Genomic DNA, 14,889 nt, shown 5'->3' on the forward strand with positions numbered 1-14,889 from the left:
CAGGCGTATGTTTATTTATTGAACATAAACGGCTAAGAGTCAAGTTACCATTGATTTTGATTTTATTTATGGTAGGAGATTTTGTTTGTGGTAGGAAGTCGCCGGGCAAAGCTGATAAAATATGTAGCGGGCTTTGTACTGAGTTTACGCCGTATGGCGAAAATGGATTAGTTGCTTCTTCAATATTAATTGCTTCTTCAGTATGAACCGAGCCTCACGGTCAATAGTATTGGTTGAAATTAACGATTAGAGAGAGATATGCAGCAGTTATTAGCCCCGATAGATGCTTTTTTAAAGTGTGCGACTCCCGATAGTTGGATTCAAGAAGCGATAAAGCCAGAGAATCTTGCCACGTTACTTATCGATCATTGTAATTGTGAGCTTAAGGCTGCTCAAACGGGGATGTTTTTCGTGCGTAAATATGCTCTGGACAGAGAGAGTGGACTGCAGATGCTTGACTGGGCAAAGCCCTATGAGCAATTTGTTTATTGTAAAGAGCGAGATATCACTGAATTTTTAAATCGCGATAGCAAGAAAAATGACTTCACGGGTGGATTTACCGCTAAAAATGGTTTCGAACACGGGCCCGTATTGATCGCAAAAATGGTGCGATTAATAAAAGAGGAGTTTCACCATTTTGAGCAGGTATTGGAGATCATGCATGAAAGGGAGATCCCCTATCAAAACATGAGAGCGGGCCGCTATGCTAAGGGGATGATGAAAATGGTTCGCACCCATGAGCCCGCCGCATTAATCGATAAATTGATCATAGGTGCATTTATCGAGGCGCGCTCATGTGAGCGATTTGCAAAGTTGGCGCCCCATTTAGACGACGTGTTGAACAAATTTTATGTGTCACTGTTACGCTCTGAGGCGAGACACTATCAAGACTACCTGCAACTGGCTGGGACTTTTGCCGGTGGAGATATCAGTGATCGTATCGAGATTATTGCAGAGGGCGAGGCTCATCTAATCTCTTCAATTGATGATGAGTTTAACTTTCATAGCGGCGTTCCGGCCTTGGCGGGTGCTTAACCTGAGATAATGGACTGAAACTTCAATAGGGCTATTTCTCGAAAGGAATCGCAGTTAGATCTAATTTATCTGCAGATACGCTTAATACACTGGCTTGTTCATACCAATCACCAACGACGATACGTTTGAGTGTGATTCCTGAGCTCGATTTCATCTCGTGTATATCGGGTCTGTGAGTGTGTCCGTGGATCATCTGTACCGTCTGTGTGCTATCCAGAAGCGCTGCTACCGCATCTAGCTCGACATCCATGATAGAAACACTCTTTTGCATATTGCTTTTAGTACTTTTACTTCTGATATTGCGAGCAATATTTTGTCTGGTGTTACGGGGGAGGTGAGCATAGATCCATTTTGCCAGCTTGAGGTTTCTGAATCGTCTGAACCTTTGATAGGCCCTATCTAAGGTACATAGGCTATCACCATGGAGAATAACCGTTGGCACGCCGTACAGGTCGATACAATAGATTTCCGGCAACAAGGTTATACCGGCTTTTTTTGCGTAATCTTGGCCGAGAAGGAAGTCGCGATTTCCATGAATGTAGTAGACGGGCATACGCTTGGATAAGCGATATAGCTTTTTAGCTAAATTGATAGCGAAAGGTTCGGCCAAATCATCACCAATCCAGACTTCGAACAGGTCGCCTAAAATGTAGAGGGCTTGAACGTCATCAAGTTGGCTATCGAGAAAATCGTTAAATGCACGAGTAATATCAGGGCGATCAGCACTTAAGTGCAGATCGCCAATAAAAAGTGTTCGCATTAAACTGACTTATTCAGCAATGGTTACTTTTTCAATGATAACCGCTTCAAGAGGAACATCTTGATGCATACCACGGTTGCCAGTGCTTACAGCCTTGATCTTATTAACCACATCCATGCCTGCTGACACTTTAGCGAATACACAGTAACCCCAGCCTTGAGCCGATTCAGATTTGAAATCGAGGAAAGTGTTGTCGTTGATGTTAATAAAGAACTGAGCCGTAGCCGAATGTGGATCTGAGGTTCTCGCCATTGCAACAGTACCAGTCACATTAGAAAGGCCATTACTCGCTTCGTTCTTGATGGTTTCATTGCAACGCTTTTGAGCCATATCTTCAGTGAAACCGCCGCCTTGAACCATGAAACCGTCGATTACACGATGAAATACAGTACCGTCGTAAAAGCCATCTTTTACGTAATTGATAAAGTTTTCAGCAGTAATTGGTGCCTTTTCTGTTTCCAGTTCAAGAGTTATGTCACCGTGGTTGGTGTGAAGAGTGATCATGTTTTGATTCTCAGTAAGTTTAGCAATAATAAATTGTGGTTGGATTCTAACGCAATTGCCATATTGCATAAAGAGCCAGACACAATTATGAGCCTGAAAATGCCACCGAACTGTCATTAATCTCGACGGTAGCGGCTCTATTTTGTCTGTTTAACTAAATCAGCGCTCAATCATTCACATCTGGCTAAAACTGTTGGAAGCAATACTTTGCAATGATAGACTTACCGGCTAATTTAATTGTTATACCCAAACAACCTCGAAATGCAGGATTCAGCATTTTGAAGTGGCTTGGGTATATTTGCTGAAGAGAATATCGATGTTGAAGTTATACAACAGTCTGACCCGCCAAAAAGAGGAATTCAAACCATTACAGCCAGGAAAAGTTGGCATGTATGTGTGTGGGATAACCATCTATGACCTTTGTCATATCGGTCACGGTCGTACTTTTGTCTCTTTCGACATGATTGTCAGATACCTGCGTTACTCCGGGTATGATGTCAACTTTCTGCGCAACATTACCGATGTTGACGACAAGATCATTAAGCGTGCTAACGAAAATAAAGAAAGCTGTGAGTCATTGACCGAACGTTTGATTGGCGAGATGCATCGTGATTTTGATGCACTAAACATGAAGCGCCCCGACTTTGAGCCAAGAGCGACGCTACACATACCAGAGATTATCGATATGGTTGAAAAACTTATCGAAAAAGAACATGCCTATGTGTCAGGTAATGGTGATGTACTGTTCAGCGTCTCCTCTTTTCCTGAATATGGACGTCTGTCCGGACAAAACTTAGACCAGTTACAAGCCGGTGCCCGTGTCGAAGTGGAAGACACTAAACGCGATCCAATGGATTTCGTGCTGTGGAAAATGTCAAAGCCTGGAGAGCCTACCTGGGAGTCGCCTTGGGGACCGGGTCGTCCTGGTTGGCACATTGAATGTTCAGCAATGAACTCTAAGCACTTAGGTCAACATTTCGATATTCATGGAGGCGGCTCAGATCTTCAATTCCCTCATCATGAGAATGAAATTGCTCAGTCTTGCTGTGCTCACAACACGCCGTACGTCAATTACTGGATGCATACCGGTATGGTGATGGTCGATAAAGAGAAGATGTCAAAGTCGTTAAACAACTTCTTCACCATCAGAGATGTTTTAGAGCACTACGATGCGGCAACCGTGAGGTATTTCCTTTTATCTGGTCATTACCGTAGCCAACTAAACTACTCAGAAGATAATCTCAAGCAGGCAAAGTCAGCGCTTGAGCGTCTCTATACATCACTCAAAGGTTTAGACCTGTCGGTTGAAGCTGCACCCGCCGATGAGTATGTCGCTAAGTTTAAGGTCGCAATGGACGATGATTTCAATACGCCTGAAGCTTACTCTGTACTATTTGAGATGGTTCGAGAGATAAACCGTCTAAAAGAATCTGATAATGCTAAAGCATCCTCACTGGGTGTAAAACTTAAAGAGCTTGCCGATGTATTAGGTATTTTGGACCAGGATGTTGATACTTTCTTTAAAGGTGAAGGCAGTACAGACGAAGTGGCGGAGATCGAAGCCCTGATTGCCGAGCGTAACAGAGCGAGAGTCGAAAAGGATTGGCCCGCTGCCGATGTTGCCCGTGATGGCTTGAATGCACTTGGCGTTATCTTAGAAGATGGACCAGAAGGTACAACCTGGCGTAAGAAGTAAAACATTTTCAAACCCAATAAAAAAGCCTGCATCAGCAGGCTTTTTTGTGTCTGGCCATAAATGTTCCATTCATTTATTGGCATTTCCGCCATCCTTGGCAGTCAGAACATTTATGCTTTTTAGAACCTAGAACCTAGAACCTAGAACCTAGGTTTTATCGTGATACTGCTCAGCCGCATAAAGGGTATTTTCGAGCAGGCTGGCAATGGTCATGGGTCCTACGCCACCAGGGACAGGGGTGATGAAACTGGCATTTTCTGATGCGGAATCAAATTGCACATCACCGGCTAAACTGCCATCTTCGAGGCGGTTGATGCCTACATCTATGACGATAGCACCAGGCTTAATCCACTCTCCGGGAATGAAACCGGGCTTACCCACGGCAACAACCAGCAGATCGGCCTGTCTGACTTTCTGTTCAAGGTTTCGGGTGAAACGGTGACACGTTGTTGTCGTACAGCCTGCGAGGAGCAGTTCGAGACTCATAGGGCGACCTACGATGTTCGAAGCACCCACGATGACAGCATCTAAACCATAAGTATCAATACCCGTCGTCTTAATCAAAGTCATGATACCCATCGGCGTGCATGAGCGAAGCACTGGAATACGTTGTGCGAGTCTGCCTACATTATAGGGATGAAATCCGTCGACATCTTTATCGGGTCTGATCCGTTCGATCACTTTCGATTCTTCAATATGTTCCGGAAGAGGCAGCTGAACTAAGATACCGTCTATAGCAGGGTCTTCGTTGCATTGGTCGATAATCGCAAGCAGTTCTGCTTCAGATGTCGTGGTATCCAAATCATAAGAGCGGGATAAAAATCCGACCTCTTCACAAGCACGTCGCTTACTGCCGACATAAACTTGTGAAGCGGGATCTGCACCGACTAGAATCACGGCTAAACCAGGAACCCTCTGTCCTGCCTCTTTGCGGGCGGTAACTTTGTCTTTTAGCTGTGTTCGAATGGATTGAGCGATCGCTTTGCCATCGATTCTTTGAGCTGTCATTGGGGTGAATATCCTTTATGGGGCGCGATAAAAAAATCGGCGCCATTTTAACAGGCCAAGCTCTAAGTGTCATTTATTAAGCGGCATAACAATCAGTTCTAATATACGGATAATTTAATTTGCCGGATTTGGCTTTTCTCTGCTCTCCTCATCGACAGATTTTATCTAATTCACCTGAAGTCAGAAAAGGTTGGACTCATGAAGTGTCTATTACGATTAGTTATCTTTAGCGTGTGGAAAGAGGCGAGTAAAATCAGATATACACCTTTGACTCAGGGATTCATCTGTTCATATTTCGGTTATAAACACGACTGATTTTTACTGTATATACCGTTATCGCGCAAAAGATAGACCTTTTATTTGCGTTTAGTTTGTTAATTAGCCAAGCGAACTTTCTTTATAAAAAAACCGTTGACGCATTTCAAATGAGGGGATAAGATGCGCTCCGTTCTCAACGAGAAGCCTTGCAGCTTAAGTTGTGAAGGAGATAAGATGATTCATCCCATAATTGAATCTCATAAACTGTCTCATAAGGTATTAAAAATTCGGTGATTAGCGCAGCCCGGTAGCGCATCTGGTTTGGGACCAGAGGGTCAGAGGTTCGAATCCTCTATCACCGACCAAATTTAAATTTATCTGTTCACCAAGGCAGGTAAAATAGAAAGATTCGTCTTTCAACGCTAATTCAGGATGTGAGTTTACTCACTTTCGAAGCGCCCGTAGCTCAGTTGGATAGAGCACCCGCCTTCTAAGCGGGTGGCCGCAGGTTCGAATCCTGCCGGGCGTACCATATCAGTGGTGATTGTAGCTCAGTTGGTAGAGCCCCGGATTGTGATTCCGGTTGTCGTGGGTTCGAGCCCCATCAGTCACCCCATTTCTTTATGAAGAAAGTTAAAAAAGCGACCCTAGGTCGCTTTTTTTACGCCTGAAATTCACGTTTTGAGGTCGACTCTGCTGTAAAGCGTGGCTATAATGTCGCGTCTTGATAAATATCAATTATAACGACTAGGGCCAGAATTCAGTTTTACTGGGCATTCTAGTCAAATTTTAAGATCAAGAAACGAATAACTTAATAGTTGATATTTCGACTATTAGAAAAGACGTTAGACTTATTTTGAGGTAAAAAAATGCAAGTTTCTGTTGAAACAACACAAGGCCTAGAGCGCCGTCTGACCATTTCTGTTCCTGCTGAGCAGATTGAAAAAGCGGTTACAGATAGTTTAAAGAACGAAGCTAAGCGTGCTCGTATCCCAGGTTTCCGTCCTGGCAAGGTACCAGTAAGTGTCATCAACAAGCGTTATGGCAAGGCAATTCGTCAAGACATCACTGGTGAAGTGATGCAGCGCAATTTCATCGAAGCTATTATTGCTGAGAAATTGAACCCAGCGGGCGCACCAACATTTGTTGCTGGTGACACTGATACTGAAAGCTTCAACTTTGTTGCTACTTTCGAAATCTACCCAGAAGTAGAGCTAACAGGTCTAGATGCAATCACTGTTGAGCAGCCTACTTCAGAAGTGACTGACGCTGACGTCGATACAATGATCGAGACTCTACGTAAGCAACACGCGACTTTCGAAGCGGTTGAGCGCGAAGCTGCAGTCGGCGATAAAGCTAAGATCAACTTCGTTGGTTCAATCGACGGTGAAGAGTTTGAAGGCGGAAAAGCTGAAGATTTCGAACTAGAACTTGGTAGCGGTCGCATGATCCCTGGTTTTGAATCAGGTGTTGAAGGTCATAAAGCGGGTGAAGAGTTCACTATCGAAGTGACTTTCCCAGAAGATTACCATGCAGAAAATCTAAAAGGTAAAGTTGCAAGCTTCGTTATCACATTAAACGAAGTACTAGCAGCTAACCTTCCTGAAGTTAACGACGAATTTGCTAAACTATTCGGCGTAACAGATGGTGGTTTAGAAGCACTTAAAGCTGAGATCCGTAAGAACATGGGTCGTGAACTTGAACAGGCGCTTAAAGCGAATGTTAAAGAGCAGGTTCTTAATGGTTTGCTTGAGCAAAACAACATTGAACTTCCTAAGCCTCTTATTGAAGGTGAAGTTGAAGTGCTGCGTAAGCAAGCAATGCAACGTTTCGGTGATCAAGCCGCTAACATGCCTGAGCTACCAGCTGACCTGTTCACTGAACAAGCAGAGCGTCGTGTAAAAGTCGGTCTGTTACTAGGTGAAGTCATTAAGACTAATGAGCTGAAAGCTGAAGATGATCGTGTTCAATCACTTATCGCTTCTATGGCTTCTGCTTATGAAGATCCAAGTGAAGTTGTTGCTTATTACAATGGCAATGAAGAGATGTTACAGAACATGCGTAACGTCGCTCTTGAAGAGCAAGCGGTTGAAGCTTTGTTAAAAACTGCAAAATTAACTGAAAAAGCAGTCAATTTTGAAGAATTTATGAACAAGGCTACTCAACAAGGCTAAGCTTAGCTTGACTTAAATGGTTGTTCACCATTTATAATGGCTCGTATGAGGTTCCTCATGCGAGCCGTTTTTATTTAGGGATTATTAATAATGCAAAATGCACCAGAATCAGTACTCAATGCACTTGTTCCTATGGTGGTTGAACAAACCGCGAAAGGCGAACGTTCATACGATATCTATTCTCGACTATTAAAAGAGCGTGTGATTTTTTTGGTTGGGCAAGTTGAAGAGCACATGGCTAACCTTATCGTTGCACAGTTACTGTTTTTGGAATCAGAGAGCCCTGATAAGGATATCTACCTCTATATCAACTCTCCGGGCGGTTCTGTTACCGCTGGTATGGCTATTTACGATACAATGCAGTTTATTAAGCCAAACGTGAGTACGGTTTGTATCGGTCAAGCTGCCAGCATGGGCGCTTTTTTACTCGCCGGTGGCGCCGAAGGTAAACGTCATTGTCTACCAAATTCAAGGGTGATGATTCATCAGCCTTTGGGTGGTTTCCAGGGTCAGGCATCTGACATTGCGATCCATGCCCAAGAGATCTTAGGTATCAAGAATAAATTAAACCAGATGCTAGCCGAGCACACGGGCCAGCCAATGGAAGTTATTGAACGCGATACCGATAGAGATAACTTTATGAGCGCAGCCGAAGCGGCTGAGTATGGACTTGTTGACTCAGTGTTGAGTAAACGAGGCTGATTTTTGCCTTTGCCTGAGCTATGCTGAGTTTAGGGCAATAAGATGATTTAGGCAGTAGTGCAGACTGTTCAAGAGGTAGTGTAATGGGCGACAACAAAAGCAACGGTGATAGCGGGAAACTGCTGTACTGCTCTTTTTGTGGAAAGAGTCAACATGAGGTTCGTAAACTCATCGCTGGCCCTTCAGTATATGTTTGTGATGAGTGCGTTGAGCTCTGCAACGATATTATCAGGGAAGAGATCAAAGAGATTTCACCGAAACAAGATCAAGACAAGTTACCGACTCCAAAAGAGCTGAGAGCGCATTTGGATGATTATGTCATTGGGCAGGATAAGGCTAAGAAAGTCCTTTCTGTAGCCGTATATAATCACTACAAGCGCTTAAAGAATGCCACTCCTAAAGATGGTGTAGAGCTTGGCAAGAGTAACATTTTGCTGATTGGTCCAACCGGTAGTGGTAAAACATTGCTTGCCGAGACCTTAGCTCGTTTCTTGAATGTTCCTTTCACTATGGCCGATGCCACGACATTAACCGAAGCTGGTTATGTTGGTGAAGATGTCGAGAATATCATTCAGAAGCTGCTGCAGAAGTGTGACTATGATGTTGAAAAAGCGCAGCGAGGCATCGTTTATATCGACGAAATTGATAAAATCAGTCGTAAGTCTGATAACCCGTCGATTACTCGTGATGTTTCCGGTGAAGGCGTTCAACAGGCATTACTTAAGCTGATTGAGGGCACGGTTGCAGCTGTTCCACCACAAGGTGGCCGTAAACACCCTCAGCAAGAGTTTTTGCAAGTTGATACATCTAAGATTCTATTCGTCTGTGGTGGTGCATTCTCAGGTCTTGAGAAGGTCATTGAGCAACGTTCTCATACCGGAACCGGAATTGGTTTTGGTGCTGAGGTCAAAGGCGAAGATGACAAGGCGTCAATCTCAGATATCTTGATGCAGGTTGAACCTGAAGATTTGGTTAAATACGGTCTGATCCCAGAGTTTATCGGTCGTTTACCTGTCTTAGCTACTTTGGCAGAACTTGATGATGCTGCACTTATCCAAATTCTATCAGAACCTAAAAATGCGATAACAAAGCAGTTTGCTGCCTTGTTTGACATGGAAGGTGTTGAGTTAGAGTTTAGAGAAGATGCGCTCAAAGCGATTGCACTGAAAGCACAGACTCGTAAAACGGGTGCTCGTGGTCTACGTTCAATTGTTGAAGGCATTTTGCTTGATATCATGTATGACCTACCATCGACTGAAAATGTGGCCAAGGTGGTCATCGATGAATCAGTGGTAAAAGGGGAGTCTACTCCTATACTCATCTATGAAAATAGCGAGTCTCAAGCAGCCGGCGCTGAGTAATAATTCAGCTTACGACTAAGATGTAAATTGAAGAGGAGCCTATATGGCTCCTTTTTTATACTCTCGGCTTATATAATTACGAATCACCATTGAAAACAACGAACTCATCCCAATATACTGATTAGTATTATCATCAAACGGAATCGAGCTATGACACAAGAGCGTGAAGCGCGAATCGAACTACCCGTACTGCCACTGAGAGATGTGGTGGTTTATCCTCATATGGTAATTCCATTATTCGTCGGACGGGAAAAATCGATCCGTTGTCTGGAAACGGCGATGGAGCAAGATAAGCAGATTATTTTAGTTGCTCAGCGTGATGCTGAGCTCGACGACCCGAGCAGTGATGACATTTTTGAGGTCGGCACTGTCGCCTCAATTTTACAGTTATTAAAATTACCAGATGGTACTGTCAAGGTTTTAGTCGAAGGGGGACAACGTGCCCGCATCGAGAAGTATACGAGTGAAACAGAATTCTTTGTTGCGACGGCTCAATACCTTGAATCTGAGCCCATGGCCGAGAAAGAGGAAGAGGTCCTCGTTCGCTCGGCTGTCGGACAATTTGAAGGTTACATCAAGCTCAATAAGAAGATCCCACCTGAAGTATTAACCTCTTTGTCGGGCATCGACGAGGCTCCTCGATTAGCCGATACCATGGCTGCTCATATGCCGCTGAAACTCGAAGATAAGCAATCAGTGCTTGAGATGGTAGATGTCGCAGAGCGACTCGAATATCTGATGGCGATGATGGAATCAGAAATCGACATTCTTCAGGTTGAAAAGCGCATTCGTTCTCGCGTGAAAAAGCAGATGGAGAAGAGCCAGCGAGAGTATTATCTGAATGAGCAGATGAAGGCGATTCAGAAAGAGCTGGGGGATATCGATGAGTCTCATGATGAATTCGAAAGCTTAGCTAAGAAGATTGAAGCAGCTAAGATGCCCGAAGAGGCTAAAGATAAAGCCACTGCTGAGCTGAACAAATTAAAGATGATGTCACCTATGTCGGCAGAGGCTACTGTGGTACGCAGCTATGTTGATTGGATGATCTCTGTACCTTGGTATCAGCGTTCTAAAATCAAACGTGATTTGGCTAAGGCGCAAGATGTACTGGATACGGACCACTTTGGTCTTGAGAAGGTTAAAGAGCGCATCCTGGAGTATCTTGCGGTGCAGAGTCGTGTTAAGCAACTCAAAGGCCCGATCCTCTGCTTAGTCGGACCACCGGGTGTGGGTAAAACCTCATTAGGTCAGTCAATTGCTAAAGCAACAGGACGTAAATATGTCCGTGTTGCCTTAGGTGGTGTGCGTGACGAAGCCGAAATTCGCGGTCATAGACGTACCTATATCGGTTCAATGCCGGGTAAAGTCATCCAGAAGATGTCGAAAGTCGGTGTGAAAAACCCGTTATTCCTGCTCGATGAGATCGATAAGATGAGCTCTGATATGCGTGGCGATCCTGCATCGGCATTGCTGGAAGTACTCGATCCTGAACAGAACTCTACCTTTAGCGACCATTACTTAGAGGTGGATTACGATCTGTCTGATGTGATGTTTGTGGCAACGTCTAATTCGATGAACATTCCTGGGCCGTTACTGGACCGTATGGAAGTGATCCGTCTTTCTGGTTACACAGAAGATGAGAAGTTAAATATTGCTAAACAGCATCTGCTGCAGAAGCAGATTGAGCGTAATGGACTTAAGCCAAAAGAGGTAACGGTTCACGATAGTGCCATTATCGGTATTATTCGTTATTACACTCGTGAAGCGGGCGTGCGTGCTCTTGAGCGTGAACTTTCGAAGATCTGTCGTAAAGTGGTTAAGCAGATCTTGCTTGATAAGAGTGTGAAGCATGTTGAAGTGACTCAAGATAACCTTAAGTCATTCCTGGGTGTTCAACGTTGTGACTACGGTAAAGCTGAGTCAAATAACCAAATTGGCCAGGTGACCGGCCTTGCCTGGACGGAAGTCGGCGGCGATCTTCTGACTATCGAGGCGACCTCTGTCCCGGGTAAAGGTAAATTAACTTATACTGGTTCGCTTGGCGATGTGATGCAGGAGTCAATTAAAGCTGCAATGACGGTTGTTCGTGCTCGTACCGAACAGTTAGGTATCAACCCTGACTTCTACGAGAAACGTGATATTCATGTTCACGTACCTGAAGGCGCAACACCGAAGGATGGTCCATCTGCCGGTGCAGCTATGTGCACGGCGTTAGTATCGAGCTTAACAGGCAATCCTGTACGCGCCGATGTGGCAATGACAGGTGAAATTACCTTGCGTGGTGAGGTACTTCCTATTGGTGGCCTTAAAGAAAAACTCTTGGCCGCGCATCGTGGTGGAATAAAAGTTGTATTGATTCCAAAGGAAAATGAGCGAGATTTGGAAGAGATCCCGGCAAATGTTGTTGCCGACCTGAAGATTTATCCTGTTCGTTGGGTGGATGAAGTACTTAAATTGGCGCTAGAACGACCAGTTGAAGGTTTCGAAGTCGTCTAAAGTTTGGGCTAACGCAAGAAAATGCAGAATTGCTTTAAAAAAAATGCAAAAAGGGGCTTTTTAAAGTCTCTACCTGTGGTAGCCTAGGTCCGTGGAGAGCTCAATCCCCTCAAGCCCTTGTGGTAACTGGTTTTGAGCTATTTCCAATTTAATTTATTTGCTTTTCCTATAGATCTTGAACTTTAGATTCAAGCTTGTTATAAAAGCCTCCGCAGACCGCTCTAGAGACGGATTTGGTTGCGGCGCAAAAAAATCACATTCAAGGGGATGACATGAACAAATCTGAACTAATCGAGAAAATCGCTTCTGGTGCTGACATTTCTAAAGCCGCTGCTGGCCGTGCATTAGATTCTTTCATTGGAGCTGTAACTGACGGCTTAAAAGAAGGCGATAAGATTTCTCTTGTTGGTTTTGGTACTTTCGAAGTGCGTCAACGCGCTGAGCGTACAGGTCGCAACCCACAGACGGGTAAAGAGATCAAAATCGCAGCAGCTAACATTCCTGCATTCAAAGCAGGTAAAGCTCTGAAAGACGCTGTAAACTAAATCAGTTTTACCGCACTTTGTGAAGCTTCATGCATTCATAAAGCGCTTCGTAATGATAAGCACTGCTTTAGCGGTGCTTTTTACGAATAATGAGACAAGGTAGGCACTTAGCAACACCTAAATGCTAACCACCTAAAGTTTACGAAAAGGCGCATCTCCCAAAGTGATGCGCCTTTTTATTTATTAATCGCAACGAGCGAGATATCAGATGTTAGAAAAGATTCGCGAAGGCTCACAGGGCGTGATTGCAAAAAGCATTCTGGTTCTAGTAATACTTTCCTTTGCATTTACTGGCGTGAGTAGTTACCTAGGATCATCTACAGAGGCAGCGGCTGCCACTGTCAATGGTGAAGAGATCAGTGAATCAGCCTTAGAACAAGCCTATCAAAACGAGCGCGCTCGTTTAGAGCAACAGCTAGGCGAGATGTTCGCAGCGTTATCGGCTGATGAACGGTATCTATCGAGTGTAAAGCAAAGCGTTTTAGAGCGCCTTGTTGCAGAGAAATTATTAGATCAGACCGCTACTGACCTAGGTCTGCGAGTATCTGATGCACAGATCAAAAGTGCCATCATGACAGAGCCGGCATTTCAAACTGATGGCCAGTTCGATAATGATAGATATCAGGCTATCTTGCGTCAGCTAGGCTATCAAGCAAACTCGTTCAGAGATATGATGCGCACCGATATGACACGTCGTCAGCTTGTTGCTTCTTTAGTGGGCTCTGAATTTGTTCTTCCCGGTGAAGCAAACTATCTTGCCGATATTCAAGGTCAGACTCGTGATATTCGTTACCATTGGGTTGATGCGGCGCCTTTCATCGCCGAAGCCGTTGTTACCGATGAACAGTCAAAATCATATTACGATGCAAATTTGGCCCAGTTTATGAGTCCTGAAACATTGAGCCTTGAATATATTGAACTCAATGCAAAGGATATGGCTGCCGGAGTGACAGTTTCTGATGAAGAAGCTAAGACTTATTATGATGAAAATAAGCAGCAGTACCTAAAAGCTGAGAAGCGTTTAGCTGCGCATATTCTCGTTAGTCTTGGTGATGATGACTCTGCAGCTAAGGCAAAGGCCGACGCCATTTACGCTAAATTACAAGCGGGTGAAGGTTTCGCTGAATTAGCTAAAGCTGAATCTGAAGATACTTTCAGTGGTGAGCAAGGCGGTCAGTTAGATTGGTTTGAGCCTGGCGTCATGGAGCCGGCGTTTGACGAGGTGCTTTATTCACTGTCTAAAGGTGACTATTCAGCTGTCGTTAAAACCAGCTTTGGTTATCACATCATCAAGCTACTCGATGTTCAGCCTGCTGCAGAAGCGGCATTTGAAGGTGTGAAGAGTAAGATCCTTGCCCAGCTTAAAGAGAAGCAGGCCGTCGATCAGTATTTTGGTCTACAGCAGACTCTTGCCGATGTGACTTATGAAGTTCCTGATACGTTAAGCGAAGCGGCGACAGAGTTAGGCATTGAAGTTAAATCTACGCCTGTATTTTCTAGAAATAACGCACCTGCGCCATTTGATAATCCTGAGGTATTGAAGGCTGCATTCTCGACTAACGTGTTGCTCGATCGCATGAACAGTGATGTTATTGAGATTGAAGCTAACCACGCGATGGTTGTTCGCATCAAGTCTCATACCGCAGCTGGTACCGTTGATTTTGCTAAGGTTAAGTCAGCGATTGTTGAACGTCTGCAACAGGAGCAAGCTAATGAGGTTGCACGGGCTAAGGCTCAAGAGTTAATGACATCATTCAGTTCAGACTCTGCAGGCTCTGACTATATCACCAAGACTAAACTGGGTCGTTTCGACCAAGAGATCGATGGTGCTATCGTAGGTAAGGCTTTCCAGATGGCTCAGCCGGCTACTAGTGCAGTGGTTGATACCGTTGCGCTTGCTTCTGGCTATGCGGTAGTCGTGCTCGATAAGGTTAATGCAGCAGAAGCTATCGATGACAATATGTTGAGCTCTTTGAAGCAAAGATTAAGCTCGCAGTATAGTGAAGGTGACTACAGATCACTTATCGCAACACTGAAAGCGAACGGAGAAGTGCTTTACTCTTCGGCGCAATAACTAAAAGTCGTTAGTTAAATGAATAAAAGGCCAGCATCTGCTGGCTTTTTTTATGTCTGCGATTCTTTAAATGATGAAATGCTTGAGGGCTTGAGGGCTTGAGGGCTTGAGGGCTTGAGGGCTTGAGGGCTTGAGGGCTTGAGGTTTCAATATGGCTGGAGATAAATATACTTCATGTAGGAGCGGCTTTAGCCGCGAATGTTTTGGGGCTTTAATACAAACAGGAGGGATTTGAAGGCTTAAAAAGAGAATAGGGTACCAATGCAACATATCTTC

General features: G+C 44.4%; 11 protein-coding genes and 3 tRNA genes. 11 read left to right on the forward strand and 3 right to left on the reverse strand.

Annotated features, from left to right (window positions below; all coding sequences use genetic code 11):
- Positions 1–258 precede the first annotated feature (258 nt).
- Positions 259–1,035, forward strand: a complete 777-nt coding sequence (gene miaE / locus EKG38_RS13745) for a tRNA isopentenyl-2-thiomethyl-A-37 hydroxylase MiaE (protein ID WP_126520804.1) — start codon at positions 259–261, stop codon at positions 1,033–1,035.
- A 31-nt stretch (positions 1,036–1,066) separates the two neighbouring features.
- Here miaE and EKG38_RS13750 read toward each other — a convergent pair whose 3' ends face one another.
- Both EKG38_RS13750 and EKG38_RS13755 read right to left on the reverse strand, forming a co-directional pair.
- A complete protein-coding gene (locus tag EKG38_RS13750) occupies positions 1,067–1,795 on the reverse strand; it encodes a UDP-2,3-diacylglucosamine diphosphatase (protein ID WP_126520805.1) in 729 nt (242 codons plus the stop codon).
- Positions 1,796–1,804: 9 nt separating this feature from the next.
- The gene (locus tag EKG38_RS13755; protein WP_126520806.1) at positions 1,805–2,299 is read right to left on the reverse strand and encodes a peptidylprolyl isomerase; all 495 of its coding nucleotides are present in this window, start codon (positions 2,297–2,299) and stop codon (positions 1,805–1,807) included.
- Positions 2,300–2,615: 316 nt separating this feature from the next.
- Here EKG38_RS13755 and cysS point away from each other — a divergent pair, with 316 nt between their 5' ends.
- A complete protein-coding gene (gene cysS, locus EKG38_RS13760) occupies positions 2,616–3,995 on the forward strand; it encodes a cysteine--tRNA ligase (protein WP_126520807.1) in 1,380 nt (459 codons plus the stop codon).
- A 147-nt stretch (positions 3,996–4,142) separates the two neighbouring features.
- Here the strand turns inward: cysS and folD are convergent, their stop codons facing one another.
- On the reverse strand, positions 4,143–5,003 hold the full coding sequence (gene folD / locus EKG38_RS13765) for a bifunctional methylenetetrahydrofolate dehydrogenase/methenyltetrahydrofolate cyclohydrolase FolD (RefSeq protein WP_126520808.1): 861 nt from the start codon (positions 5,001–5,003) through the stop codon (positions 4,143–4,145).
- 546 nt (positions 5,004–5,549) lie between these two features.
- Here folD and EKG38_RS13770 point away from each other — a divergent pair.
- From EKG38_RS13770 to EKG38_RS13810, 9 genes are all read left to right on the forward strand, one after another.
- Positions 5,550–5,626 (forward strand) — tRNA-Pro (locus tag EKG38_RS13770).
- A 90-nt stretch (positions 5,627–5,716) separates the two neighbouring features.
- Positions 5,717–5,793: transfer RNA gene (locus EKG38_RS13775), tRNA-Arg, on the forward strand.
- 8 nt (positions 5,794–5,801) lie between these two features.
- Positions 5,802–5,877: transfer RNA gene (locus EKG38_RS13780), tRNA-His, on the forward strand.
- A 253-nt stretch (positions 5,878–6,130) separates the two neighbouring features.
- Complete coding sequence (gene tig / locus EKG38_RS13785) at positions 6,131–7,435, forward strand: trigger factor (RefSeq protein ID WP_126520809.1); 1,305 nt, start codon at positions 6,131–6,133, stop codon at positions 7,433–7,435.
- Between the two features lie 90 nt (positions 7,436–7,525).
- On the forward strand, positions 7,526–8,137 hold the full coding sequence (clpP, locus tag EKG38_RS13790; RefSeq protein ID WP_126520810.1) for an ATP-dependent Clp endopeptidase proteolytic subunit ClpP: 612 nt from the start codon (positions 7,526–7,528) through the stop codon (positions 8,135–8,137).
- Positions 8,138–8,220: 83 nt separating this feature from the next.
- On the forward strand, positions 8,221–9,498 hold the full coding sequence (gene clpX / locus EKG38_RS13795) for an ATP-dependent protease ATP-binding subunit ClpX (protein ID WP_126520811.1): 1,278 nt from the start codon (positions 8,221–8,223) through the stop codon (positions 9,496–9,498).
- Positions 9,499–9,648: 150 nt separating this feature from the next.
- The gene (gene lon / locus EKG38_RS13800) at positions 9,649–11,994 is read left to right on the forward strand and encodes an endopeptidase La (RefSeq protein WP_126520812.1); all 2,346 of its coding nucleotides are present in this window, start codon (positions 9,649–9,651) and stop codon (positions 11,992–11,994) included.
- Between the two features lie 272 nt (positions 11,995–12,266).
- Entirely contained in the window at positions 12,267–12,539 is a 273-nt protein-coding gene (gene hbs / locus EKG38_RS13805; RefSeq protein ID WP_012141891.1) for a non-specific DNA-binding protein Hbs, read from the forward strand.
- 208 nt (positions 12,540–12,747) lie between these two features.
- Positions 12,748–14,613 carry a SurA N-terminal domain-containing protein gene (locus tag EKG38_RS13810; RefSeq protein WP_126520813.1) on the forward strand — a complete coding sequence of 622 codons (1,866 nt, stop codon included), beginning with the start codon at positions 12,748–12,750 and terminating at the stop codon, positions 14,611–14,613.
- Positions 14,614–14,889: the final 276 nt, after the last annotated feature.

The organism is Shewanella canadensis (genome assembly GCF_003966225.1).
GTDB classification, from domain to species: Bacteria; Pseudomonadota; Gammaproteobacteria; order Enterobacterales; family Shewanellaceae; genus Shewanella; species Shewanella canadensis.